At 66.5% G+C, this 25527-nt stretch carries 17 protein-coding genes, 1 pseudogene and 1 riboswitch; of the genes and pseudogenes, 8 read left to right on the forward strand and 10 right to left on the reverse strand.

The window, feature by feature from the left end; genetic code table 11:
* Window positions 1–5 precede the first annotated feature (5 nt).
* The 5 genes from IFT63_RS00920 to ilvC all read right to left on the reverse strand — a co-directional run bounded on the left by IFT63_RS00920 (window position 6) and on the right by ilvC (window position 5759).
* Window positions 6–1589, reverse strand: coding sequence for a 2-isopropylmalate synthase (locus tag IFT63_RS00920; protein ID WP_192082935.1), 1584 nt, complete (start codon window positions 1587–1589; stop codon window positions 6–8).
* On the reverse strand, window positions 1586–2686 hold the full coding sequence (locus IFT63_RS00925; protein WP_042614002.1) for a threonine dehydratase: 1101 nt from the start codon (window positions 2684–2686) through the stop codon (window positions 1586–1588). The genes IFT63_RS00920 and IFT63_RS00925 overlap by 4 nt, the downstream gene beginning before the upstream one ends.
* Before the next feature lie 87 nt (window positions 2687–2773).
* Window positions 2774–3025 (reverse strand): ACT domain-containing protein, encoded by a 252-nt coding sequence (locus tag IFT63_RS00930; protein ID WP_042613996.1) that lies wholly within the window; start codon window positions 3023–3025, stop codon window positions 2774–2776.
* Window positions 3009–4745 (reverse strand): acetolactate synthase 2 catalytic subunit, encoded by a 1737-nt coding sequence (ilvG, locus tag IFT63_RS00935; RefSeq protein ID WP_042613995.1) that lies wholly within the window; start codon window positions 4743–4745, stop codon window positions 3009–3011. The genes IFT63_RS00930 and ilvG overlap by 17 nt, the downstream gene beginning before the upstream one ends.
* A 39-nt stretch (window positions 4746–4784) precedes the next feature.
* Complete coding sequence (ilvC, locus tag IFT63_RS00940; RefSeq protein WP_192082937.1) at window positions 4785–5759, reverse strand: ketol-acid reductoisomerase; 975 nt, start codon at window positions 5757–5759, stop codon at window positions 4785–4787.
* A gap of 508 nt (window positions 5760–6267) precedes the next feature.
* On the opposite strand from ilvC, the gene ggt reads away from it, so the two are divergent.
* On the forward strand, window positions 6268–7989 hold the full coding sequence (gene ggt, locus IFT63_RS00945; RefSeq protein ID WP_042613993.1) for a gamma-glutamyltransferase: 1722 nt from the start codon (window positions 6268–6270) through the stop codon (window positions 7987–7989).
* 608 nt (window positions 7990–8597) lie between these two features.
* On the opposite strand, the gene IFT63_RS00950 is transcribed toward ggt, so the two are convergent.
* The gene (locus tag IFT63_RS00950) at window positions 8598–10175 is read right to left on the reverse strand and encodes a BCCT family transporter (protein WP_042614986.1); all 1578 of its coding nucleotides are present in this window, start codon (window positions 10173–10175) and stop codon (window positions 8598–8600) included.
* A gap of 201 nt (window positions 10176–10376) precedes the next feature.
* A riboswitch (TPP riboswitch) is annotated at window positions 10377–10478 on the forward strand.
* An 80-nt stretch (window positions 10479–10558) separates the two neighbouring features.
* Between IFT63_RS00950 and thiC the strand changes: the two are divergent.
* The 5 genes and pseudogenes from thiC to IFT63_RS00975 all read left to right on the forward strand — a co-directional run.
* A pseudogene (thiC, locus tag IFT63_RS00955) lies at window positions 10559–12325 on the forward strand (phosphomethylpyrimidine synthase ThiC); the annotation flags it as partial.
* A 137-nt stretch (window positions 12326–12462) separates the two neighbouring features.
* Window positions 12463–13140, forward strand: a complete 678-nt coding sequence (locus tag IFT63_RS00960) for an ion channel (RefSeq protein ID WP_042614988.1) — start codon at window positions 12463–12465, stop codon at window positions 13138–13140.
* A 251-nt stretch (window positions 13141–13391) separates the two neighbouring features.
* A complete protein-coding gene (locus tag IFT63_RS00965) occupies window positions 13392–15773 on the forward strand; it encodes a winged helix-turn-helix domain-containing protein (RefSeq protein WP_192082939.1) in 2382 nt (793 codons plus the stop codon).
* A gap of 125 nt (window positions 15774–15898) precedes the next feature.
* Complete coding sequence (locus IFT63_RS00970) at window positions 15899–16798, forward strand: helix-turn-helix transcriptional regulator (RefSeq protein WP_192082940.1); 900 nt, start codon at window positions 15899–15901, stop codon at window positions 16796–16798.
* 47 nt (window positions 16799–16845) lie between these two features.
* Window positions 16846–19686, forward strand: a complete 2841-nt coding sequence (locus tag IFT63_RS00975; RefSeq protein ID WP_042614991.1) for a TonB-dependent receptor — start codon at window positions 16846–16848, stop codon at window positions 19684–19686.
* A gap of 226 nt (window positions 19687–19912) precedes the next feature.
* Here the strand turns inward: IFT63_RS00975 and IFT63_RS00980 are convergent, their stop codons facing one another.
* Both IFT63_RS00980 and ppa read right to left on the reverse strand, forming a co-directional pair.
* On the reverse strand, window positions 19913–21040 hold the full coding sequence (locus IFT63_RS00980; protein WP_192082942.1) for an HDOD domain-containing protein: 1128 nt from the start codon (window positions 21038–21040) through the stop codon (window positions 19913–19915).
* 150 nt (window positions 21041–21190) lie between these two features.
* The gene (gene ppa, locus IFT63_RS00985) at window positions 21191–21727 is read right to left on the reverse strand and encodes an inorganic diphosphatase (protein WP_042614993.1); all 537 of its coding nucleotides are present in this window, start codon (window positions 21725–21727) and stop codon (window positions 21191–21193) included.
* A 177-nt stretch (window positions 21728–21904) separates the two neighbouring features.
* Between ppa and IFT63_RS00990 the strand changes: the two genes are divergently transcribed.
* Window positions 21905–22453, forward strand: coding sequence for a hypothetical protein (locus IFT63_RS00990; protein ID WP_192082944.1), 549 nt, complete (start codon window positions 21905–21907; stop codon window positions 22451–22453).
* Window positions 22450–22902, forward strand: coding sequence for a hypothetical protein (locus tag IFT63_RS00995; protein WP_192082946.1), 453 nt, complete (start codon window positions 22450–22452; stop codon window positions 22900–22902). The genes IFT63_RS00990 and IFT63_RS00995 overlap by 4 nt, the downstream gene beginning before the upstream one ends.
* Window positions 22903–22912: 10 nt before the next feature.
* On the opposite strand, the gene IFT63_RS01000 is transcribed toward IFT63_RS00995, so the two are convergent.
* Both IFT63_RS01000 and IFT63_RS01005 read right to left on the reverse strand, forming a co-directional pair.
* Window positions 22913–23170, reverse strand: coding sequence for a DUF2789 domain-containing protein (locus tag IFT63_RS01000; RefSeq protein ID WP_192082948.1), 258 nt, complete (start codon window positions 23168–23170; stop codon window positions 22913–22915).
* Window positions 23171–23269: 99 nt separating this feature from the next.
* Entirely contained in the window at window positions 23270–25297 is a 2028-nt protein-coding gene (locus IFT63_RS01005) for a sodium-translocating pyrophosphatase (RefSeq protein ID WP_042614996.1), read from the reverse strand.
* Between the last annotated feature and the right edge of the window lie 230 nt (window positions 25298–25527).

The raw sequence follows: 25527 nt of genomic DNA on the forward strand, positions 1-25527 counted from the left end.
AATCCTCAGGCGTGGGCCGCCGCAGCGGCGGTGTCAGGGGCGGCAGTGGCTTCGCGTTGGCGCAGCAGGCGGTTGGCGACGTCCAGCCAGGCCAGTGCAGAGGCCTCGATGATGTCGCGGCTGGTGCCGGTGCCTTCGAAGACATCCTCGCCACTGCGTACGCTCAGGTTGGCTTCGCCGCGTGCGTCCGCGCCGATGCCTACGCTGTGCACCTGGTAGCTGTCCAGCTGCAGGCTGACGCCGGTGGCAGAAGACAGGGCACCGAACAGCGCATCCACCGGGCCATCGCCCTGTGCGGTTTCGGCCACCCGGTTGCCATCCGGATCAGACAGTTCAACCAGTGCATTGGCACGGCTGCCGACATCGCTGATGGTCATCGAGGCCAGACGGTAGCCCGGGGTGCTGGCACCGCCCTGCATCAGGGTCTGCAGGTCTGCATCGGTGACCACGCGCTGCTGCTCGCACAGCGACTTGAACTGTTCGAACACCAGCTTCAGTTCTTCTTCTTCCAGCCAGAAGCCCAGTGCGCGCAGGCGCGCCTCGACCGCGGCGCGGCCGCTGTGGCGGCCCAGCACCATCTGCGAATCTTCCCAGCCCACGTCTTCCGGACGCATGATTTCGTAGGTGCCGCGGTGGCGCAGCATGCCGTGCTGGTGGATGCCCGATTCGTGGGCGAAAGCGTTCGCACCAACGATGGCCTTGTTGCGCTGTACCGGCATGCCGACCAGCCGCTGCAGCAGCTGCGAGGTGCCGACGATGCGCGGGGTGTTGATGGAGGTGTCCTGCTCGTAGAAGGCCTGGCGCACCTTCAGCACCATGGCGATCTCTTCCAGCGAGCAGTTGCCGGCGCGCTCGCCGATGCCGTTGACGGTGCATTCGACCTGGCGGGCGCCGCCTTCGATGGCGGCCAGCGAATTGGCCACGGCCAGGCCCAGGTCGTTGTGGCAGTGCGCGCTGAAGATCACCCGCTCGGCACCGCTGACATCGGCGACGCCGGCGATGACCTGCTGGAACATCGCGCGGATTTCCTCCGGCGTGGTGAAGCCGACCGTGTCCGGCAGGTTGATGGTGGTGGCACCGGCGGCGATCGCTACGCGGGATACTTCGATCAGGTAGTCCAGCTCGGTGCGGGTGGCGTCTTCGGCGGAGAACTCGACATCATCAATGTACGAACGCGCCAGCGCGACATGCTTGTGCACCGATTCCAGCACCTGCTCGCGGGTCATGCGCAGCTTGTGCTCGCGGTGCAGCGGGCTGGTGGACAGGAATACGTGCAGGCGCGGGTGCGCGGCTGCGTCCAGCGAGCGTGCCGAGGTTTCGATGTCGCCGGCCAGGCAGCGCGACAGCACCGCCAGGATCGGGCGCTGTACCTCGCGGCCGATCATCGTCATCGCCTCGCGGTCGGATTGGGAGCTGGCCGGGAATCCGGTTTCGATCACGTCCACGCCCAGCTCGTCCAGCGCACGCGCCATGACCAGCTTCTGCTGCGGGCTCATGCTGCAGCCGGGCGACTGTTCGCCATCGCGCAGGGTGGTGTCGAAGATGCGGATGCGCGGCGGGGTAATTCGTTCGATGGTCGGCGTGGTCATGGGGAAGTCTCCTCGACAGCGGGCAGTGCGGCGTGCAGGTGGGAAGGGGAAGAAACAGGTTTCAAGGCGGGCAGTGCGACCGCTACGGCGGGCGTTCGCAGGGTTTCGGGGCGGCGCCGGCGCGGTTTGCGCGGGGCGCGTGGTCGCACGTCGGTGAGCAGGCCGGCAAGTACCGAAGCGTCGATGTTGCCGCCGGAGACGACCGCGAACTTGCGGCGTCCGGCAACCCGGCGGCCGGCGGCCAGCGCCAGTGCGCCGGCACCTTCGGCAATCAGGTTTTCTTCCAGCGCCAAGCGCACCAGCGTTTCGCGCAGCTCGGCCTCGCGCACGATCACCACGTCGTCCAGCAGCGAGGTGCACAGGCGGCGGGTCAGGAAGCCGGGGATCTTCACCCGCACGCCGTCGGCCAGCGAGGGCACCGGGGCGATCGGGCGGACGTCGCCGCGGATCGCGCGGGCCATCGAGTCCACGCCTTCGACCTGCGCGCCGACGATGCGCACGCCCTGCGATTTCAACGCCAGGGCAACACCGGACGCCAGGCCGCCGCCGCCGATGGGCACGATCACCACGTCCGGCGAATGGGGGGCCAGTTCGATGCCGACCGTGCCTTGGCCGGCGATGACATCGGCATCGTCGAAGGCGGACAGGAAGCGGTAGTCATGGCGCTGGGCCAGTTCCACCGCGAAGGCCCAGGCGTCGTCGTAGCTCTCGCCATGCTGGCGCACGGTGGCGCCCCAGTGGGCGACGCCGGCGATCTTGGTGGCCGGCGCGCCGTGCGGCATGACGGTGATCGCCTGCACGCCCAGCCGATGCGCAGCCCAGGCCACGCCTTGGGCGTGGTTGCCGGCAGAGGCGCAGATGATCGGGCGCAGGTCGCCGCGCTCGCGGCCGGCCAGCAGGGCGTTCAGCGCGCCGCGGACCTTGTAGGAGCCGGTGCGCTGCAGGTTTTCCAGCTTCAGCCAGGTGCCGAAGCGCTCGGCGTAATGCAGCGGCGTAGGCGGCAGGAAGCGGCGCAGGCGGGCCTGCGCGGCCAGCACGTCGGCGACGGTTACATCGCCTACGTCAGGTTCGGTGCCGGCGCGGTCAGCGGCAGGCATCATGGACCACGCGTTGTGCGCACGGCGACGACGACGGGCGGCCGAGAAGACGCCTCCGTGCCGGCACCGCTTGCACGGTACGGGCGTTCATGCGGCTGCTCCCTGCAATTCGGTCACCTGCACCGATACGCAGTCGTAGATTTTCTCGATCTGCCGGCACAGCGTTTCCGGCGGACGGGTGCCGTCCACCACCAGCTGCAGGTGCCAACGGCCGTGGTCGTCGGCATCGGATGCACCGTGGATGGCGCGCGGGGCGAAGCCACGCCGCTCGGCCATGCCGATCACGCGCAGCAGCGCGCCTTCGGCGGGGTGCAGCACCAGGTCAAGCCGGTATTGCATTGGGGGTCTCCTGGCTGACATGGGCGGGATTGGATTCCAGCATCGTGCTGTTGGCGGTATTGGGCGGCACCAGCGGCCATACATTGGCGCGCGCGTCGATGGCCACGTGCAGCAGCGCCGGGCCGGGTTCGGCCAGCAGCGCCGCCAGCCCACCTTCCACCTCGTCACGCGCGTCGATGCGGGTGGCGGCGATGCCGAACACCTTGGCCAATGCGACGAAGTCCGGGTTGTCGGACAGGTCGATCTCGCTGTAACGCTCGGCGAAGAACAGTTCCTGCCACTGCCGGACCATGCCCAGCGAGCTGTTGTCCAGCAGCACGATCTTCACCGGCAGGCGGCAACGCGCAATCGTCGTCAGCTCCTGCACGTTCATCATGAAGCTGCCATCGCCGGAGACCAGCACCACGGTGCGCTCGGGGCAGGCGAACTGCGCGCCCATCGCCGCCGGCAGGCCGAAGCCCATGGTGCCCAGCGCGCCGCTGGTCAGGTGGTTGCGCGGGTGGTTGAAGCGGCAGTGCTGGGCCACCCACATCTGGTGTTGGCCGACATCACAGGCAATCACCGCATCGGCCGGCGCCAGCTCGCTCAGCCGCTTCAGCAGCGCGGGCGCGTAGATGTGCTTGCCCGGTGCGTCGTACCGGGCGATGAACTTCTCGCGGTGCTGCGCGCAGCGGCTGCGCCAGGCGGACTGCGTGGCCGCAGGGGTCGGGAAGGCGGCGTGCAGGGCACGGATGGCCTGCGCGACGTTGCCGGGAACGGCGACGTCGGCGGTACGCAGCTTTGAGATTTCATACGCGTCGGCATCGATGTGCACCACGCGCGCGAAGGGCGCGAACTCGGTCAGCTTGCCGGTGGCGCGGTCATCGAAGCGCGCGCCGAGCACCAGCAGCAGGTCGGCTTCCTGCACGGCCATGTTGGCCGCGCGGGTGCCATGCATGCCCAGCATGCCCAGCGATTGCGGATGTCCTGCTGGCAGTGCACCCAGGCCACGCAGGGTCAGTACGGTGGGTATGCCGCTGGCCGCGGCGAAGTCGCGCAGCGCATCGACGGCGTCACCCAGTGCGATGCCACCGCCGGCGTAGATCACCGGCTTTTCCGCGCCTGCAATGGCGGCAATGGCATCGGCGATGGCCTGCTCGGCCGGCGCAGGCGGTGCCTCTACGGTGGCCGGCACATGGGCCGGCAGATGGCTGGCATCGGCGACCTGGACATCCTTGGGCAGGTCGATCAGCACCGGGCCGGGACGGCCTTCGCGCGCGATGCGGAACGCCTCGGCGACCACGCGCGGCAGGTCATCCACGCTGCGCACCAGCCAGCTGTGCTTGACGATCGGCAGGGTCAGTCCGAACACGTCCAGTTCCTGGAACGCATCGGTGCCCAGCAGCGGCGTGGCGACCTGGCCGGTGATGCAGACCATCGGCACCGAATCCAGCATCGCATCGGCAATGCCGGTGACCAGGTTGGAAGCGCCCGGACCGGAGGTGGCGATGCACACGCCGACCCGGCCACTGGCACGCGCAAAGCCGTTGGCAGCCAGTGCGGCGCCCTGCTCGTGGCGCACCAGCACGTGCTTCAGCCGCGAATCCACCAGGGCGTCGTAGAACGGCATGATCGTGCCGCCTGGATAGCCGAACAGCGTCTGCACGCCTTCGGCCTCCAGCGCCTGGGTCAGCCAGCGCGCGCCGTTGGGCGGCGCGCTGCGTTGTGCGGGGATGTTCATGGGAAACCTTGCAGAGCGGGTGGGGGAGGGCCGCGTGGGTTACGCGGCCTGGCCTTGCAGCCAGACCATCTTGGCGCGCAGTTCCTTGCCTACCTTCTCGATCGGGTGGTCCAGGTCGGCCTGCTTGAACTTGTTGTAGTTCGGCAGCCCCGCTTCGTACTCGGCGACCCAGTTCTTGGTGAAGGTGCCGTCCTGGATGTCCTTCAGGACCTCCTTCATGCGCTCCTTGGTGCCGGCGTCGATGACCCGCGGGCCGCTGACGTAGTCGCCGTACTGGGCGGTTTCGGAGATGAACTCGAGCATCCGCGAGATGCCACCCTCGTAGAACAGGTCCACGATCAGCTTCAGTTCGTGCAGCACTTCGTAGTACGCGATTTCCGGCTGGTAACCGGCTTCCACCAGCGTTTCGAAGCCGGCCTGCACCAGCGCCGAGGCACCGCCGCACAGCACCGCCTGCTCGCCGAACAGGTCGGTCTCGGTTTCTTCCTTGAACGTGGTCTGGATCAGGTTGGCGCGTGCGCCGCCCAGCCCGGCGGCATAGGCCAGCGCATGCTTGGCGGCGTTGCCGCTCTTGTCCTGGTGCACGGCCCAGATGCACGGCACGCCACGGCCGATCTCGTATTCTCGGCGGACCAGCGCGCCCGGGCCCTTCGGCGCGACCAGCACCACGTCCAGGTCCTCGCGCGGGGTGATCATGTCGAAGTGGACGTTCAGGCCGTGCGCGAACAGCAGCACCGCGCCCTGTTTCATGTTCGGTGCCAGCACGTCTTCGTACAGCTTCTTCTGCACCATGTCCGGGGTCAGCACGGCGACCAGGTCGGCATCCTTCACCGCCTCGGCCGGCGCCTTGACGGTGAAGCCGTCGGCCTGGGCCTTTACTTCGGTCGGGCCGCCGGGCCGCAGGCCCACCACCACCTCGAAGCCGGATTCACGCAGGTTCAGCGCGTGCGCGCGGCCCTGGCTGCCGTAGCCGACGACAGCGATCTTGGTCTGGGGCAGGTCGTTGGTGCTCATCGTGGTGGTTCCTTGCAGAGGTATTGGATGGAGGGAGGGTGTTGCCATGTTCTGAAACGAAAAAACCCGCGCCGGGACCGGTGCGGGTTTTGATCGAGTACCTGTGTGTCTGTTGCTTACACGCTGGCTCGTCCCGCTCCGGTGGGCTGGCTAATAAGTACGAGTACGAGGAGCGAACGCAGCGAGGCGGCGCCGATGGCGGCGGGCTCGAAGTTCGTCGGCGGTGGCGTGTGGCGCTGCAACATGGGTCCGAGGAAAACATGCGGCAGATGGTGTGTCAACCCTTGGCGGTGCGTGCGCATTGGTTGCCGGTGAATCCACGTGAAAGCCTTGTGCCACGGGGATTGTTGCGCATGAAACCAGCTTCTCGACCTAGCGCGAAGCGAGCCGTTCGCGCCATTCGCGCAGCGTCCGTGGTACCGGCGCTGCACGAGCATGACCAATGCCGGGTACCGGTGGCGAAGCAGACAGGCGACTATCGGATACCCCTTTGCAGGAACTCCCCGACGTGACCCGACCACTGACCCGCTGCCTGCTGGCCGCTGCCCTGCTGGCAACGCTGCCGACGCTTGCCCTCGCCGCTGACCGCGTGACCGGCCACGGCTTTGCCACCCGTTCGGAAGTGATCGCACCGCATGCGATGGCGGCGACGTCGCAGCCGCTGGCCACCCAGATCGCCCTGGACGTGATGAAGAACGGCGGCAGCGCGGTGGATGCCGCAATCGCCGCCAACGCGGCACTGGGCCTGATGGAGCCGACCGGCAACGGCATCGGCGGCGACCTGTTCGCCATCGTGTGGGATCCGAAGACCCAGCAGCTGCACGGCTACAACGGCTCCGGCCGCTCGCCGCGATCGCTCACCCTGGCCGAGTTCCAGCGCCGCGAGCTGAAGGAAATCCCGGCCACCGGTCCGCTGCCGGTGTCGGTGCCCGGCGCCGTCGATGGCTGGTTCGCCCTGCACGGGCGCTTCGGCCGCAAGCCGATGGCCGAGAACCTGGCGCCGGCCATCCGCTACGCACGCGAAGGCCATCCAGTGGCCGAGGTCATCGCGTATTACTGGGATCGCTCGGTACCGCGCCTGTCGCAGTATCCCGGTTTCAAGGAACAGTTCACGATCAACGGCCATGCCCCGCGCAAGGGCGAGCTGTGGAAGAACCCGAACCTGGCCAACACGCTGCAGCAGATCGCCGATGGCGGCCGCGATGCGTTCTACAAGGGCGACATCGCGCGCACCATCGGCAGCTACTTCAAGGCCAACGGCGGTTACCTGAGCTTCGATGACATGGCCGCCCACCAGGGCGAATGGATCGACCCGGTGAGCAGCAACTACCGCGGTTACGACGTGTGGGAGCTGCCGCCCAACAGCCAGGGCATCGCCGCGCTGCAGATCCTCAACGTGCTGGAAGGGTACGATTTCTCGAAGATTCCTTTTGGCTCGGCCGAACACGTGCACCTGTTCGTGGAAGCCAAGAAGCTGGCCTTCGCCGACCGCGCGCGCTTCTATGCGGACATGGCCTTCCAGCCGGCCGCGCCGGTGGCCAAACTGATCTCGAAGGAGTACGCGGCCGAGCGGCGTGCACTGATTTCGATGGACAAGGCGCTGAAGGAAGTACAGCCGGGCACACCGAAACAGCTGGAAGAAGGCGACACGATCTACATGACCGTCGCCGATGCCGACGGCATGATGGTGTCGCTGATCCAGTCCAACTACCGCGGCATGGGCAGCGGCATGGCGCCCCCGGGGCTCGGCTTCATCCTGCAGGATCGCGGTGAGATGTTCGTCCTGCAGAAGAACCACCCGAACGGTTATGCACCGGGCAAGCGTCCGTTCCAGACCATCATCCCCGGATTCATCACCAAGGACGGCAAGCCCTATGCGAGCTTCGGCGTGATGGGTGGGGCGATGCAGCCGCAGGGCCATGCGCAGATCGTGATGAACCTGGTGGACTTCGGCATGAACCTGCAGGAAGCCGGTGATGCGCCGCGCATCCAGCACGAGGGTTCGACCGAGCCGACCGGCCAGGCCACGGCGATGAGCGACGGCGGCGAGGTCAACCTGGAAACCGGCTTTGCGTATGACACGATCCGCGCGCTTATGCGCAAGGGCCACCGCGTGGTGTTCGCCGACGGTCCGTATGGCGGCTACCAGGCGATCCTGCGCGATCCGGAAACGGGCGTGTACTACGGCGCGTCGGAGAGCCGCAAGGATGGGCAGGCGGCGGGGTATTGAGGGGAGGCGTCGAACGGGTGAGACCCCCCTCGCGGGTGGTGGCTGGAAGCAGGTTACGTGTTTGGCGACGGGCGGGTGGGGTTGGCAGGACACGCCGCAAGTACGTCCCTGTAGGCTGCATCGCCGCATCCATGCGGCTCAGCGTCCTGCCAACCCCACCCGCCCGTCGCCCTGACGGTTTCGATGGCCGCCCCCCGGCGTGATGAAAAAGAAAAAAAGCGGTAGCGCCGACCCATGGTCGGCGAGCGCAGCGGGCCGTTGGAGCAAACGTTCCGCCGACCATGGGTCGGCGCTACCGAAGGTTCCATGGCCACCATGGACCTGTCGAAGGTGGGGCGGGGTGGGTTGGCGGGAACGCTCATCCGCATGGGTCCGGCGCATGCGCCGGACGCGCTGGGCAGGAGCCCAGCGCAGGTCTTGCCGCCTGTGCAGGACTGCACCGGCAAGCAAGCGGATGGCGAGCCTCCATGGACGGATTCACGGCGATTCCCGCCAACCCATCCCGCCCCGCCAACATGCAGCCCTGCAGCCTTTGACGTTGACGTTGACGTTGACGTTGCTTCGAAGCGGGCGCCGGGCTGCAAGCCCGGCAACCCACCCCCACCCCATTAGTCGCGCTCAGCCGCGCGCCCGGCTTCCAGCCGCGTCTCTTCCTGCGCCGCCATTTCGCGTTCGATCCACGCCTCGATCATCTGCCGCGCACGCTGTGCCTTGCGCCGCTCGCGTGTCCATTCCTGGTCCAGCACGCGGTACAACGACACCATCACCAGGATCATCAGCACGGCGAAGGGCAGCGCGGCGATGGTGATCATGCCCTGCAGCGCGGACAGTCCGCCGGCCAGCAACAAGGCCGCCGCGATCAGCGCAATACCCACGCCCCACGCCAGCTTACGCTTCGGCGGCGGATCACCGGCTTCATCAGTGGACATGCTGGCCAACACCAGTACTGCAGAATCGGCGGAGGTCACGAAGAAGATCATCAGCAGCACCAGCGCTACGCTGGCCAGCAGCAGCGGGAAGGGCAGGCTGTCGAACATGGTGAACAGCACCGTTTCGTAGCCGTTGCCCAGCGCGGCGACAAGATCGACGTGGCCGAAAAGCTGCGACCACAGTGCCGTGCCGCCGAACACCGAGAACCAGATGAAGCCCAGCACGGTCGGTGCGATCACCACACCGATCACGAACTCCCGGACGCTGCGGCCACGCGAGATGCGCGCGATGAACGCCCCCACGAACGGTGCCCAGGCAATCCACCACGCCCAGTAGAAGATGGTCCAGTCGGCCACCCAGGTGCTGCCGGAGAACGGCGACATGCGCAGGCTCATCGTCACCAGCTGGTTGAGGTAGGACCCCAGCGTGGTGGTGAACGTGTCGAAGATGAAGCCGGTCGGGCCCAACACCAGCACCATCGCCAGCAGCAGCGCAGCCAGGCCGAGGTTGAAGTTCGACAGCCACTTGATGCCGCGGTCCACCCCGCTCAGGGTCGACGCCATGTACAGCACGAAGGCGACCGCGATGATCACCATCTGGGTCGGCACGCTGGACGGGATGCCGAATACGCGTTCCAGCCCGGCGGCGATCTGGATGGTGCCGAAACCCAGCGTGGTGGCCACGCCGATAGCGGTGGCCACCACCGCAGCGATGTTGACCACCTGGCCCATCCAGCCGCGATGGTGGTGGCCGATGATCGGCTGCAGCATGTCGCTGACCAGTCCGCGGCCGTTGCGGTTGAACTGGAACCAGGCCATCGCCAGGCCGATAAGCGCATAGATCGCCCAGGGATGCAGTCCCCAATGGAAGAAGGCGTAGCGCATCGAGGCACGCGCCGCATCCATGCCCATGGGTTCCAGCCCTTCCGGTGGTTTGACGAAATGGGAGACCGGCTCGGCCGCGCCCCAGAACACCAGGCCGATGCCCATGCCTGCAGCGAACAGCATCGACATCCAGCTGGCGCGGGAGAAGTCCGGCTCGGCATCTTCGCCGCCGATGCGCAGGTTGGCGAACCGTCCGAACGCCAGGTACAGCAGGAAGGTCAGCGCAAGGAACACGACCAGCAGGTAGAGCCAGCCCGCGCCGCGGACCACCTCGGCCAGCACGGCCTGTACGACGGCGTTGAAGGAGTCCGGTGCGAGCCCGGCGAGCAGCACCAGGACAGCGACCAGTGCGATGGAAATTCGAAACACCATGACGGGGCTTCTCCGATCAGTGAATGAGGGAGCGAGCAGAAGCTTGCAGTGCGATGCCGGGCAATACCAGCAATGCGGAGGACGGCGGACGGCCGCATGCCTGCAGGAGCAGGCGCGACAGTGCGCTGCGTGATGTTACCCAGCGTGGCGTCATGGACTCGTCAGTGTGTCGTCCGCGACAGCGGCGGTATGTTCTAATGCGCGCTGAAGCGGGGGTACCGCGGCCAACTGGCCGTGGTTGAGATAGTCCCTTGGAACCTGATCCGGCTCATACCGGCGTAGGGAAGCTTTGCAATGCCGTCCGTGCGTGGGCCCTCCCGGGGCCGGCGCGCGTGCGTCGGCGCACCGCCGCTTCGTCCCCGAACCTGATTGGACGAAGCCCGATGAACGCACCGTACGATGACCTGCAGCAGCAGGCGCAGCAGCTTTCCGAAACCGTCACCCGGCCGATCCCGGGATCGCGCAAGGTGCATGTGACCGGTTCCCGGCCGGACCTCCAGGTGCCGATGCGCGAGATTGCGCTCAGCCCGACCCCGGAGGCGTTCGGCGGTAGCGAGAACGCGCCGCTGGCGGTGTATGACAGCTCCGGTCCCTACACCGATCCCGCCGCGCGGATCGACCTGGCGGCGGGCCTGACTGCACTGCGCCGCGGTTGGATCGAAGAGCGTGCCGACACCGCACTGCCGGGCGGGTTGGGCTCGGTGTTTGGTCGTTCGCGCGAACTCGATGCGAGGCTGGCTGCGGTGCGCTTTCCGGCGCGCCATCAGCCGCGTCGCGCGCATGCCGGCGCCAACGTGACCCAGATGCACTACGCCCGCCAGGGCATCATCACCCCGGAGATGGAGTTCGTCGCCATCCGCGAGAACCAGCGCCTGCATGCGGTGCTCGATGCCGGACTGCTCCAGCAGCATCCGGGGCAGTCCTTCGGTGCTGCCATCCCGCGCGTGATCACGCCGGAATTCGTGCGCAGCGAGATCGCCCGTGGCCGGGCGGTGTTGCCCAACAACATCAACCATCCGGAAAGCGAACCGATGATCATCGGCCGCAACTTCCTGACCAAGATCAACGCCAACATCGGCAACAGTGCGGTGTCCTCGGGCATCGCCGAGGAAGTGGAGAAACTGGTCTGGGCGATCCGCTGGGGCGGCGATACGGTGATGGACCTGTCCACCGGCAAGCACATCCACGAAACCCGCGAGTGGATCATCCGCAACTCACCGGTGCCGATCGGTACCGTGCCGATCTACCAGGCGCTGGAAAAGGTCGGCGGTCGGGCCGAAGACCTCAGCTGGGAGGTATACCGCGATACCTTGGTCGAACAGGCCGAACAGGGCGTGGATTACTTCACCGTGCACGCGGGGGTGCGGGCCGCGCATGTGCCGCTGACAGCGAACCGGATGACCGGCATCGTCTCGCGCGGCGGCAGCATCCTGGCCAAATGGTGCATGGCGCATCGCAGGGAGAACTTCCTGCATACGCATTTCGACGACATCTGCGAAATCATGAAGGCCTACGACGTGACGTTCTCGCTGGGCGACGGGCTGCGCCCGGGCTGCATCGCCGATGCCAACGACGCGGCGCAGTTCGCCGAACTGGAAACCCTGGGCGAACTGACCAAGGTGGCCTGGCAGCACGATGTGCAGGTGATGGTGGAGGGCCCGGGCCACGTGCCGATGCACCTGATCAAGGAGAACATGGACAAGCAGCTGCGCGAATGCGGCGAGGCGCCGTTCTATACCCTGGGGCCGCTGACCACCGACATCGCGCCCGGCTACGATCACATCACCAGTGCGATCGGCGCGGCGATGATCGGCTGGTACGGCACGGCGATGCTCTGCTACGTCACCCCCAAGGAACACCTGGGCCTGCCGGACCGTCAGGACGTCCGCGACGGCATCATGGCCTATCGCATCGCCGCCCATGCCTCGGACCTGGCCAAGGGGCATCCCGGTGCGCAGGTGCGTGACAACGCGCTCAGCAAGGCCCGCTTCGAGTTCCGTTGGGAAGACCAGTTCCACCTCGGCCTGGATCCTGAAAAGGCCAGGGAGCTGCACGATCAGACCCTGCCGAAGGACGCACACAAGAGCGCCCATTTCTGCTCGATGTGCGGACCCCAGTTCTGTTCGATGAAGATCAGCCAGGAGGTCCGCGGGCAGTCTGCGGGCGGGTAGGGGACGGACAACCGCAGCTGCTGGTGGGTGACGACCGCAGGTCCTGGTGGGTGACGACCGTTGGTCGTCACGCTCTCCCCCGTTATCCTCCGCCCATCGTTTCCCAAGGCCGCGCCATGCCCATCCCGCCCACCCTCCGCTGGCTGGCCATCGCCCGCCGCCATCCCTCCGCCTGGTTGCTGGCGGTGCAGTTGCTGGGCGTGCTGGTGTATCCGGCAATGGATGACACCGCGGCGGGGCGGGCGGCAGTGGGCACGTTCGGCATCGCGGTGCTCGGGCTCGCCCTGTGGGTGGTGCAGCGCAGCCCGCTGGGCACCTGGCTTGCGTTGTTGCTGGCCATTCCCTCGGTGGTGTTCTCCATCGCGGCGGTGCTGTTGGGCAAGACCGGGTTGGGCATCACGGCGCAGCTGCTGGAAAGCCTGCTGTACTTCTACACCGCCGGTGCGTTGATCGCCTACATGCTGCAGGACCATAAAGTCACCCGCGACGAACTGTTTGCTGCAGGCGCCACCTTCACCCTGCTCGCGTGGGCGTTCGCGTTTGCGTTTTCGGTCTGCCAGCAGTGGTATCCGGGCAGTTTCCTGGCCACCAGCCAGACCCCGTTCCGAACGTGGATGGAGCTGCTTTATCTCAGCTTCAGCTTACTGTCTGGAGTAGGTCTCAGTGACGTCGTTCCGGTACACCCCCAGGCACGCGCATTGGTAATGCTGGCGCAGTTCTGCGGGGTCATGTACGTGGCCCTGGTGGTGTCGCGACTGGTCGGTCTGACCATGCTCGAGCACCGACAAAAATGAATGGCAGATAAAAAAATCGCGCCCCGGAAGGCGCGAATAGTGAAACTGATTATCTGAATACGTGGGCGAGAGAGTGCCTGATGTCCGCCGCAGCATGTGCGGTTAACTCTCATAGGCTAGTATTCGCGCGCTTCGATTCATTTGCGTTATGGGTTCATGCTGTTTGCAGAGTCTGGCTGTTCGCGATTGCACCTCCCGGTCATTCACGCGCACCTGGCTGGCATCCCGCCTGCCGCCCGCGTTCGAGATAGATGACCATCAGCAACAGCCCTTTCCATGACGTAGATATCCTGCGTATCGGCGAATGCACCGTGACCTTGTCGTCACGTGAAGTGCAGGTGCCCGGTGCGCGGCGACTTCGCAGGCTCACCCCGAAGGCGGTGGGCGTGCTGCGCGTGCTCGTCCGCAGCAACGGGCGCGTGGTCACCCGGGATGAGCTGTTCGCCGAGGTGTGGCCGGACACGCTGCCTACCAATGATGTGCTGACCCAGGCCGTGACCCAGCTGCGCAAGGCCTTCACCGCTGACAGCGAGGACGGTCCCGCCTACATCGAGACGATCGCCAAGACCGGCTATCGCCTGCGGGTGGCGGTGAGTGCGGTGGATCCGGTTGAACGGTCCACCCTGCCGGCGGGCGAAGCGCCAACGCCGGCACCGCCGGTGCAGTCGCCCGCTGGCAGGGATATGGACGTAGACGCATGCACGGACGTGGATGTGGCCGTGGACATGGAAATGGACATGGACGCCACCCGCACGCGTCCCGAACCCCCGCTGCTGGCGCCGATGCGGCCCCGCAGTGCCTGGCGACGCGTACGGCGCTGGGTGCTGCTGGGCGTAGGTCTGTCCATGCTGTTGGCGCTGGGCGTCATGACCTGGCTGCTGCTGCATCGGGATACGTCACCCTCGGCAGTCGATGCGGCGGTGGAAAACGGTACGCGGGTGATCGGCAGTCCGCAGCGTCCGTATCGACTCATCACCGCCGGTGCGGGCTTTGAAACCTATCCCACGTTGTCGCCGGATGGCTCCCAGGTGGCGTACGAAGCCAGTGAAGAAGATGGCGGCGGCCAGATCAAGGTGCAGACCTCCGGCAATGCGCCGGCGCGCAATCTGGTGGACCGTCCGGACGGGGCGGTGGACCGCTTCCCGAACTGGTCCCCGGACGGCCGCGAGATCGCCTTCGCACGCTTCTCCGGCGAAGGTCGCTGCGAAGTGCTGATCGCCAGCGCGACCGGCGGGAACGTGCGCCAGGCCACGCGCTGCGACGGTACCGAACTGCTCAGTTTCGACTGGACGCCGGACGGCAGCGGGCTGGTGTTCGGCAGCATGGTTGGCGCCTACGCCCACCGCGGGATCCGGGTACTGGACCTTGCCAGCGGGCGGTGGCGCGCGTTGACCTATGCCGCGCACAAGGACGACTTCGATTACGCCCCGCGTATTTCCCCGGACGGGCGCTGGCTGGTGTTCGTGCGCAACCCGCAGGTCGGTGACCTGTGGCGGATGCCGGCCGAAGGCGGGCCGCTGGAGCAGCTGACCGACGACGCCGCCGAGTTCCGTGGCTGGGCCTGGCTGGGTGACAGCCGGCAGATCGTGTTCGGTCGGCGGGTGGACAGCGAAGCGCGCCTGTACCAGCTGGACACCGAGGCACGCACGCTGCGCGATCTCGGCCTGGACGATGCACAGTGGCCGGCGGTGGCGCGCGCGACGAACTTCCTGGCCTTCGTCCACCGCAAGGCACAGTTCGGGTTGTACAAGGTGCCGGTGAAGGACCCTGCGCGGGCACAGCGACTGTTCGCCTCCAGCGGCCGCGACAGCCAGCCGATGCTCGCACCTGACGACCGCCAGATGGTGTTCGCTTCAGACCGTTCCGGCAGCTACGCCCTGTGGTGGGCCGACCTGCAGCAGCCGCAATCCCTGCGCCCCATCGAGGGACTGCGGCCGGACACCCGGCAGCCGCCGGCATGGTCGGCCGACAGCCGCCACCTGCTGGTGCTGGGCCGTGATGACCAAGGGGAGCCCCACGTCTACGAGATCACCCCGCGCGATGAACAGCTGAGCGTGGTGCCGGTGCCGGTGGCGCGCCCGCTGCAGGCCTTGTATCTCGATGATCCGGATCGCCTGCTGGTCATAGAGCGGGGCGACGACCAGCGCACCCGCATGAGTCTGTATGACCGGCGCGACTGGCAGCGACTGGCGACCTTGTACGGCGTGTCCCAGGCGCGCTTTGACAGTGAGCGGCAACGCGTGGTCTTCACCCAGTTGGGCGCCAGTGGACTGTGGTCGGTGGATGCCTCGCTGTCCCCGGCCAGCGTCCAGCAGCTGAGCGCCGACAAACCCTCGCGCTGGCGCTACCGCGCATGGTCGGTGGCCGGCGGCGGCCGCGTCGACTATCTGGATGAGTCCAACCAGTGCAGCTCCGGCCTGCTGCGTATCGCCGAAGGGGGCGAGCCGGTATCACGCTGCCTGGATGCGACGCGTCTCAGTGCCGGCAATGGATTGAGCAGCAGCGTTGACGGAAATGACGTGTACGTGTCGCTCGCCGTGTCCGACGGTGCCGACATCGGCGTGATGGCGCTGCCCGAGCGCCCGCCAGAAGTGTTCCCTGCTTTCATCAACTCGTTGAAAATAAAGCCATAAATGGTTTCGTAAGTTTTTCGTGCGGACATCGTGTCGATTTCGTCGCGAAGTCGTCGCAACGTCCTGACCGCTGACGCCTGATTTGGCAAAACAGACACCCTGTATTGGTAAATACGTGGTGCTCCATGCGTCAGCTCTCCCTGGCCGATCGCGGTCAAACGATCTCCCTCGACAAGTCGCCCGACGACGCGACGCCGATCTGCCTGAGCGTTGCCCGGCTGGGCAGCCTGCAGACCGCCGGCAGCTGCTTCACGGTGTGGATCCAGATCCGCGGCAGTGCGTGGGTGGAGGCCAAGGAGGGTCGTTTCCGGATGCGGCGGGGCGAGTGGATCGCCTTCGAGAAGGAGTCGCGTCCGCTGGTCCAGGCCGGCCGCAGTGGCCTGTGCATCGGCCTGGCACTGAATGCCGACGCCATGCGCATGTTGATGGAACTTGCCGATTGCGGCCTGTATGCCGGCCGTGGCCTGATGAAGCAGCCCGAGCTGCGGGTTGCCCTGCGCCTGTGGCGCGATGCGCTGGACAGTGGCCTGCCGGCGCAGGCGCTGCGCCCGATGCTGCTGCACCTTGCATCGCTGCAGCGCACGATGGCCGGCACCGTGCAGCGTTGCCCGGGCCGCTCGCGCAGCCGCAAGCGCCAGGTGTTCGGCCGCATGCAGCGTGCCCGCCTGTATCTGGAAGGCAACAGCCACCGCGTGGTGCGCATCGGTGAACTGGCCGAACTGACCAACTTCTCCAGCTGGTACCTGTCCAAGACCTTCCAGAGCCTGTACGAAGAAAGCCCGCAGGCCCTGTCGGCACGGCTGCGGCTGGAACGCGCGGCCGACCTGCTGCGCGATACCGACATGATGATCGGCGAAGTCGCCTCCGCCAGTGGCTTTGACAACTGCTGCAGCTTCGCGCGGGCGTTCCGCGCCCGTTTCGGCACGTCTGCGTCGCATTATCGTGAAAGTGCCGCCAAGCTGTCGCCACACTCGGCAAAGTCTCTCGCTGCATCACGCAAACCAAGGATCGCAACACAATCGTAACGTTTGATGGCGTTTTAACACGCCACTAACGTACCTTGGAGAGAGACATGAATTTCCGTACCCCCGCCGTGCGGCTGGGCATGCTGCCGGCCGGCATTGCGCTGGCGCTGAGCCCGAGCTTCGCCTCGGCGCAGGAAGCCGCAGCAGGCACCACCGACCTGGATCGCATCTCGGTCACCGGCTCGCGCATCCGCGCGGCCAACGTTGAAACCCAGCAGCCGATCCTGACGCTGAGCCGCGAGAGCCTGGAAAAGCAGGGCTTCTCTTCGGTCGCCGACGTGCTGAACAACCTGACCTCGGCCGGTTCCCCGGCGATCTCGCGTTCGGACGCCCTGTCCTCGGGCGAGAACGTGGGTGGTTACTACGTCGACATCCGCAACCTGGGCGCTGAGCGCACCCTGGTGCTGATGAACGGCAAGCGCCTGGGCGCGACCACCTCGGGCCTGCAGGATCTGAGCCAGATCCCGATGGGTGCCGTCGAGCGCATCGAGATCCTGAAGGATGGCGCGTCCGCCATCTACGGTTCCGACGCAATCGCGGCCGTGGTCAACGTGATCACCCGCAAGAACGTGGAAGGTGGCGAAGCCACTGCCTACTTCGGCCAGTACGGCGAAGGCGACGGCGACACCGAGCAGTACTCGATGACCCTGGGTGCTACCGGCGAGCGCGGCAGCCTGACCCTGTCGGCCGAGTACAACAAGGCCGATCCGGTCATGGCCAAGGATCGCTGGTACAGCCGCGGCGGAAACCGTGGTCCGAACTCGACCCCGGCTTCCTGGAGCGCCCTGAGCCAGAACGGCAGCTGGTGCAACCCGCTGGCCTACGACTGCTCGCCGAGCTCGACCACCTCGGTCTGGCAGACGCTCAACGCAGGCGGCAACCCGAACAACCCGGCTGACTACCACGTCATCACCCAAGGCGAGTTCGCGAACTCGAACGAGCAGATGACGGTCCTCACCGGTGTCGAGCGTAAGTCGCTGTACATCAACGGTACGTACGACTTCACCGATTCGATCAGCCTGAACACCGACTTCCTGTACAACGAGCGCAACACGTTCGCACAGCTGGCCGGTTACCCGTACCAGTCGCAGGCCTTCAACACCCTGCTGTCGGCTGACAGCGCATTCAACCCGGTCGGTCAGGACGTGCAGTTCCGCCGTCGCCTGTGGGAAGCGCCGCGCACCACTGACAGCCAGATGAAGACCACGCGCTTTGCGCCGACCGTCAGCGGCTTCTTCGACTTCGCTGGCAAGACGTTCGATTGGGATGTCGGCGCGCTGTTCAACCGCAACGAAACGATTGTCACCAGCCGTGGCGATGCGAGCCTGATCGCGACCGAACAGGCGTTGGGCCCGTCGTTCATCAACGGCGCTGGTGTCGCTACCTGCGGCACCGCTGCCGAAGTGATCACCGGCTGCGTGCCGTGGAACCCGCTGCTGCCGTACGGCGTTGCAGGCCAGGGCTCGCTGGCTGATCCGGCGCTGCAGGAGTTCCTGTTCCCGACCTACACCACCCGTGGCGAGACCAAGACCACCAGCTTCACCGCGAACCTTGCCGGTTCCATCGTGACGCTGCCGGCCGGTGACCTCGGCTTCGCCGTGGGCGTCGAGCACCGCGAAGAAGAAGGCAGCTATGTGCCGGACGCCTTCGCGCAGTCGGGCATGTCGACCGGCCTGGGCCAGAAGCCGACCCGCGGCGAGTACGAGCTGGACGAGGTCTACCTCGAACTGAACGTGCCGATCCTGTCGGACCTGCCGTTTGCCAAGGAACTGAGCCTGAACCTGGCCAGCCGCTACTCGGACTACAGCAACTTCGGTGACACCACCAACAGCAAGTTCGGCATCACCTGGCGTCCGCTGGATGAACTGCTGGTCCGTGCTACCTACGCCGAAGGCTTCCGCGCTCCGACCATCAGCGACCTGTACGGTGGCCTGAGCTCGAGCTTCGAGACCTACACCGATCCGTGCGGCGTGGGCGCACCGGGCAGCGTTGCCGGCAGTGCTGCCTGCCTCGCCGCTGGCGTCCCGGCCAACTACGTGCAGCTCGGCCAGGGCAACCAGCCGTGCGCCACCCTGCCGTGCGCCACGAATGACCAGTTCATCTCGGGCGCAAACCCGAACCTGAGCCCGGAAACCTCCAAGAGCACGACCGCAGGTCTGGTCTGGAGCCCGCGTTGGGTGCAGGGCCTGGACATCTCGCTGGACTGGTACAAGTACGAAATCAGCGACATGATCATCGCTGACAGCGTCGACCGCATCCTGCGTGACTGCTACGTGCTGGGTGATTCTTCGCGCTGCGCCAGCGTGGTTCGTGGTCCGGCCGGCAACATCACCGCGCTGACCTACGGCACCGCCAACCTGGGCCAGATGGAAACCCAGGGCTGGGATCTGGGCGTCAAGTACCGCCTGCCGGAAATGGCGATCGGTAACTTCAACATCGACTGGCAGACCAGCTACCTGTCCTCCTACGATGAAGAAGGCCAGAACAGCGCGGGTGACACCATCACCATCGGCCGCGTCGGTGAGCCGGGCCTGTTCCGTATCCGCTCCAACGCCACCCTGGGTTGGACCAAGGGTGACTTCGGCGTCAACTGGACCGCGCGCTACTACTCGGGCATGGCGGAAAGCTGCATCGCGATCGGCTGCACCGATCCGGACCGCTTCCAGAATGGTGAGTCGGCCCCGATCCGCAAGACCGGTTCGAACACCTTCCATGACCTGCAGGTCAGCTACACCGCACCGTGGGATGCCACCATCGCAGTGGGCGCGAACAATGTGTTCGACCACCGCGGCGCGCTGCAGTACTCGGCTCCGAACAGCAGCTTCGCTTACTACGGCGGCTTCGACATCGGTCGTTTCCTGTACATGAAGTACACCCAGCGCTTCTGATCCATCGAAGCACTGATGCGTAAGTGAAAAGGGGCGGACCGCAAGGTCCGCCCCTTTTCTTTGTCTGCGAAGGGAACCGGTAGCGCCGAGCCATGCGCGGCGGAACGTTTCCGCCAACGGCCCGCTGCGCTCGCCGACCATGGGCCGGCGCTACCGGGGTCACCCGGTCCCGCCCGCCAGCCACCGTGTGCGGCCATTGCTTCTGCCTGGATGCTGCCCCTGGCGATCAGGCTTCCGCCGGTGACAATCCCATCAATGCATTGGCGTGCTCGCGCCATTCCGGCAGCTTGTGCAGCACGTTGGCGCGCTGCAGGTAGTCTTCGTCCACCGCTTCGCCGTTGACCAGTGCCAGCGCCACGTGCACCGCGCCGGTCACCCAGAAACTGCGGGTGTTCGAACGCTGCGGCTGCAGGTGGAAGCCGACCGCCTCCACGATGGGCATGGGCAGGCCCCACAGGCCGAGCAGATAGGCGCCCGCCTCGGCATGTCCCGGACGGACATCATCGGTGCCTGCAGCGGCCGGTTCGGTGCGTTCGTTGCGTACCCCCGGCAGCAACAGGCCGATGTCGGCGAGCAGTGCAGCGGTGGATCCCAGCTCCGCGCTGGAGGCCGGCAACAGGCGCGCGGCAAGCCGCGAGGCGAGCAGGGCGCGCTGCTGCAGCGCATTGCGTTCGGCCGCCGACAGCGTGGAGGCGGAAAACACCTCGCTGGCCAGAACCAGGTCACGCAGCGTGGACAGGCCCAGGCGGGTCACCGCCGTACGCAGGTCGGAGATGGTGCGGCCGCTGCTGAAGAAGGCCGAGTTGGACAGCTGCAGCACCTTGGCGGCGATCGCCGGATCGGCCGCCACCAGCTTGGCGACCTCGTTGCTGTCCGCGTCGTCGTCACGTTCAAGCGCGCGGGTCAGGCTCATGTAGAGATGCGGCGGGGAAGGCAGCTTCTCGATGCGGCCGATGGCATCGCGCAGGCGCGGGCTGTCCAGCAGTTCGCGCAGCTCTTCCAGGCTGCTCAGCGCCTCCAGCAGCACCTCCGGCGCCAGCGGCAGCGGCAGGAAACGGTGGGCAATGCCGATCAAGCGCGCCGGCGGCGGGCGGTTGCCCTGCTGGGCATCGATCAGCGCCACGCGGATGGTCTCCGGGCGCAGGGTGCGGATCTGCCCCAGCAGCGTGGTGGCATCCATGTCCGGCAGGTAAGGGCTGACGATCACCGCATCCAGCGATGATGCCGCTACGGCCGCCATCGCGGCATGGCCGTCGACAACAGTGGTGGTATGCCATTCTTCCCCAAGATCGGCAATGAATTCGCTCAGCTCAGCCGGCAGGCTGGCTTCGTCCCCAACAAACAGAATGCGCACGACACGTTCCCCTTGCGGACCATGGCACGGCCATGGTCGATGTGAAGTGTCGCAATTTAACCGATTCGGCGTGACGAGAGATGTGCCACAAGGCCGAAAACCGCGAACTGCACCGCCCTGGCGGGGAGGCCAGGGCGATGGACGGAAGGCTCAGGCCTTGCCGTCGAGGTAACGCTGGTGGGCTTCGACCAGGATCGCCTTGGCTTCGGCAGCGCCGGCCCAGCCGTCCAGCTTGACCCACTTGCCCTTCTCCAGGTCCTTGTAGTGCTCGAAGAAGTGGCCGATGCGCTCCAGCCAGTGGCTGGACACCTGGGCGATGTCTTCCACGTGTGCGTAGCCGCTGAACACCTTGGAGATCGGCACGGCCAGGATCTTTTCGTCGCTGCCGGCTTCATCGCTCATCTTCAGCACGCCCACCGGACGGCAGCGCACCACCGAACCGGGGATCAGCGGCAGCGGCAGCACCACCAGCACGTCGGCCGGGTCGCCATCGCCACACAGGGTGCTCGGCACGTAGCCGTAATTGCAGGGGTAGCGCATCGGGGTGGAGAGGATGCGGTCGACGAAGATCGCGCCGGTGTCCTTGTCCACTTCGTACTTCACCGGCTCGGAATCCTTCGGGATCTCGATGATGACGTTGATTTCTTCCGGCGGGTTCTTGCCGGGGGAGACGAGTTCCAGACCCATGGGTGTACTCCGGTTGTGGGGCGAAAAAGAAGACCATTTTATGCGTTTGCCCGGCAGCGTGCTGGCCTTCCCCACAGCCCGCCGGGTGGCCTGCGGGCCGGCCGCAGGCGGATTCGCCGATAGGCCGGCCAACCGCAACGCGGCAGGGTGGAGGCTCCCGTTACGTTGGTGGATTTCATGATCCTTCTCAAGCACTTGGCGCGCCGGTCACGCGTTCGTATCGGCTGCGCAGTGGCCGGCCTGCTGGCGGTCGCCGCCACCGCAATGGCCGCCGAGATGCCGGTGCCGCCGGGTCCGGCGGTGGCTGCACGCTTTGTCGATCTGGTCGACCACCCGGCGCCGGAGGCCAACTGGGACCGGTTCTACGCCCTGGAAGACCATCTGGCCGGCGCCTTCCTCAAGGCATGTGGCGAAGGGGCCTGCCTGCCCCGGCGATTCCTGTGGCCGATGCAGCTGCGCTGTTCGGTCCGGGTGGCCGACGCCACGGTCGCGGCATGCATCTGGGTCATCGCCGGCAGCGATCTGCGGGTGCGCGCGGCAGGCAGCATCGACCCCGACGTAGTGATCTGGCGTTGCGCGCTGCCGCTGGGAGCCGGCACGGGGGTGGACGCCTTCCACGCAGCGCTGGAGGTGGACGATCCGCTGGCGGTTCGGCTGCCCGGCGCAGCCGAAAGCCTGCGGCAGGGCGTTGCGCGGTGCCTGGCCAAGCAGGGGGCCGCCTCATGATCATCGCCGGAATGCTGCTGCTTGCGGTTGCACCGTTCGCCGCGGGCAGCCATGTCGATGCCCGTGATTACCCCAGCGCCGGCGCGGGCGAGGCGGCCTTCGCGGTGATGGAACGCGCGCTGGTGCGCGGCTTCGATTACATCTGCGGCGACACGTTCTGCGAGGGCGACTACAGCAACCTGCGCGCCCTCCAGCTGCGCTGCTCCGTCCGCAGCGACAGTGGCGCGCTGGCCGGATGCCTGTGGAGCTTCGCCGGCAGCTACGCGTATGTCAGCCCGGCCGATGCGCTTCCGTCTGTCCAGGCCCGCACCTGGGCCTGCCACTTGCCGGTGGTCCCGGGCACCTCGCTGGCGGCCCTGCTGGAGCGCCTGCGCGGGCCGGACGCGCTGGATACGCCGCTGCCCGGCACCGGCGTCAGCAGTTACGAGGCATTGACCGACTGCCTCTGACAGCTGCGGCTCAGGCCGGATTCGCCTGCACGGTGGCGTCGCTGTGCAGCGCTTCGTTCAACTCATCCACCACGATCGCCCAGTCGTTGTCCGACTTCAGCGACTCGGCCAGGAAATGACGCTGCCCTTCGCTCCAGAACGAGGCCGTGGTGACCTTGACCTCCGCCGGCAGCTGGTGCTGCAGGATGAAGGCGGCGATGTCCGCTTCACCGGCGTCCAGGCCGAGCTGCAGGAACAGGTTGGTCATGTTCGGTTCGGTGGTGATCATCGTATCGCTGCATCTGCTGGGAAAGGTCACCGCCATTATGCCGCGACCCTGCGCGGGCGCGATGTGATGGATGTGCCCATCCCATCGCGCCCGCCGTTGTCAGAGGAGCGGCACCAGCAGCAGTGCCACGATGTTGATGATCTTGATCAGCGGATTGATCGCCGGTCCTGCGGTGTCCTTGTAGGGGTCGCCCACGGTGTCGCCGGTGACCGCGGCCTTGTGTGCCTCGCTGCCCTTGCCGCCGAAATTGCCGTCTTCGATGTACTTCTTGGCGTTGTCCCAGGCACCGCCGCCGGTGGTCATCGAGATGGCCACGAACAGGCCGGTGACGATGGTGCCGATCAGCAGCCCGCCGAGCGCGCGCGGCCCCAGCAGCAGGCCGACCACCACCGGCACGGCGACCGGCAGCAGGGAAGGGACGATCATTTCGCGGATCGCCGACCGGGTCAGCATGTCCACCGCGCGGTCGTACTGCGGCTTGCCGGTGCCTTCCATGATGCCGGGGATTTCGCGGAACTGGCGGCGCACTTCTTCCACCACCGCGCCTGCCGCGCGGCCTACCGCTTCCATCGCCATCGCACCGAACAGGTAGGGGATCAACCCGCCGATCAGCAGGCCGATGATCACCTCGTGGTCGGACAGGTCGAAGCGGAACTCGATGCCCGGATTGGCCGCCTGCAGGTTGTGCGTGTAATCGGCGAACAGCACCAGCGCGGCCAGTGCCGCCGAGCCGATCGCATAGCCCTTGGTGACCGCCTTGGTGGTGTTGCCGACGGCATCCAGCGGATCGGTGATGGCGCGGATTTCCGGCGGCAGGTCGGCCATTTCGGCGATGCCACCGGCGTTGTCGGTGATCGGGCCGTAGGCATCCAGCGCGACGATCATGCCGGCCATCGACAGCATCGCGGTGGCCGCTATGGCGATGCCGTACAGCCCGGCCAGCGCATGCGCGCCCCAGATCGCCACGCACACCGCGATCACCGGCAGCGCGGTGGACTTCATCGAGATGCCCAACCCGGCGATGATGTTGGTGCCATGGCCGGTGGTGGAGGCCTGCGCCACGTGCTGCACCGGCTTGTACTGGGTGCCGGTGTAGTACTCGGTGATCCACACGATCAGCCCGGTCAGCACCAGCCCGATCAGGGCACAGCCGTACAGCGCGTAGGGGCCGAACACGTTGTCGTCCATCAACGCGGTGGTGACCGGATAGAAAGCGATCGCCGCCAGCACGCCGGATACGATCACGCCCTTGTACAGCGCGCCCATGATCGATCCGCCCGGCTTCACCTTGACGAACAGCGCGCCGATGATCGAGGCGATGATCGACACCCCGCCCAGCACCAGCGGATACAGCACCGCGTTGCGTCCGGCTTCGGCGATCATCAGGCTGCCCAGCAGCATCGTGGCGATCACCGTCACCGCGTAGGTTTCGAACAGGTCGGCGGCCATGCCCGCGCAGTCGCCGACGTTGTCACCGACGTTGTCGGCGATGACCGCCGGATTGCGCGGATCATCCTCGGGAATGCCGGCTTCCACCTTGCCGACCAGATCGGCGCCGACGTCCGCGCCCTTGGTGAAGATGCCGCCGCCGAGGCGCGCGAAGATCGAGATCAGCGAGGAGCCGAACGCCAGTCCGACCAGGGCATGCAGGGCCTGCGCCACGTCCAGGCCGAGCCGCAGCAGGATGGCGTAGTAGCCGGCCACGCCCAGCAGTCCCAGCCCGACCACCAGCATGCCGGTGATGGCACCGCCGCGGAACGCCACGTCCATCGCCGCGCTGATGCCATGCCGCGCCGCTTCAGCGGTGCGCACGTTGGCGCGTACCGATACGTTCATGCCGATGTAGCCGGCGGCACCGGACAGTACCGCGCCGATGGCGAAGCCAATCGCGGTGTACCAGCTCAGGAATATCCCGACCAGCACGAACAGCACCGCCCCGGCGATGCCGATGGTCAGATACTGGCGGTTGAGGTACGCACGGGCACCTTCCTGGATCGCGCCGGCGATCTCGGCCATGCGTGCGTTGCCACTGGGTTGGCGCAGGATCCACCGCGCCGAGATGATTCCGAACAGGATTGCGATGACGGCGCACAGCAGCGCCAATGACAGCCCGTGACGTTCCAGCATGACCTCTCCCGATGTGGATGAAAGACATCCAGCGGTGGTGAACTTCACCACGAGGGGGACGACGGGCTGCAGCCTTGTAACCAACCCGTAACTGACCACGATGGTCGTCCGACGTATGGCGGTGTTCAGCATTCCCTGGTGGCCGCAGTATGCGGTCCGGGGCCAGCAGGCGCCAGCGCCTTTGCGCGCGGTTAAGCCAGGCTCTGCGACCGTGCGGCCATTACTGTCGT

Source organism: Stenotrophomonas sp. CFBP 13724 (assembly GCF_014841975.1).
Classification (GTDB): domain Bacteria; phylum Pseudomonadota; class Gammaproteobacteria; order Xanthomonadales; family Xanthomonadaceae; genus Stenotrophomonas; species Stenotrophomonas lacuserhaii.

Bases quoted from the DNA above. Each gene is read 5' to 3' on its own strand.
- ilvG (WP_042613995.1), bottom strand. From the start codon at position 4,745: ATGAACATCCCCGCACAACGCAGCGCGCCGCCCAACGGCGCGCGCTGG.
- IFT63_RS00965 (WP_192082939.1), top strand. From the start codon at position 13,392: ATGACCATCAGCAACAGCCCTTTCCATGACGTAGATATCCTGCGTATC.
- IFT63_RS00995 (WP_192082946.1), top strand. From the start codon at position 22,450: ATGATCATCGCCGGAATGCTGCTGCTTGCGGTTGCACCGTTCGCCGCG.
- IFT63_RS00920 (WP_192082935.1), bottom strand. From the start codon at position 1,589: ATGACCACGCCGACCATCGAACGAATTACCCCGCCGCGCATCCGCATC.
- IFT63_RS01005 (WP_042614996.1), bottom strand. From the start codon at position 25,297: ATGCTGGAACGTCACGGGCTGTCATTGGCGCTGCTGTGCGCCGTCATC.
- IFT63_RS00990 (WP_192082944.1), top strand. From the start codon at position 21,905: ATGATCCTTCTCAAGCACTTGGCGCGCCGGTCACGCGTTCGTATCGGC.
- IFT63_RS00975 (WP_042614991.1), top strand. From the start codon at position 16,846: ATGAATTTCCGTACCCCCGCCGTGCGGCTGGGCATGCTGCCGGCCGGC.
- IFT63_RS00925 (WP_042614002.1), bottom strand. From the start codon at position 2,686: ATGCCTGCCGCTGACCGCGCCGGCACCGAACCTGACGTAGGCGATGTA.
- IFT63_RS01000 (WP_192082948.1), bottom strand. From the start codon at position 23,170: ATGATCACCACCGAACCGAACATGACCAACCTGTTCCTGCAGCTCGGC.
- ppa (WP_042614993.1), bottom strand. From the start codon at position 21,727: ATGGGTCTGGAACTCGTCTCCCCCGGCAAGAACCCGCCGGAAGAAATC.
- IFT63_RS00960 (WP_042614988.1), top strand. From the start codon at position 12,463: ATGCCCATCCCGCCCACCCTCCGCTGGCTGGCCATCGCCCGCCGCCAT.
- ilvC (WP_192082937.1), bottom strand. From the start codon at position 5,759: ATGAGCACCAACGACCTGCCCCAGACCAAGATCGCTGTCGTCGGCTAC.
- IFT63_RS00930 (WP_042613996.1), bottom strand. From the start codon at position 3,025: ATGCAATACCGGCTTGACCTGGTGCTGCACCCCGCCGAAGGCGCGCTG.
- IFT63_RS00970 (WP_192082940.1), top strand. From the start codon at position 15,899: ATGCGTCAGCTCTCCCTGGCCGATCGCGGTCAAACGATCTCCCTCGAC.
- IFT63_RS00950 (WP_042614986.1), bottom strand. From the start codon at position 10,175: ATGGTGTTTCGAATTTCCATCGCACTGGTCGCTGTCCTGGTGCTGCTC.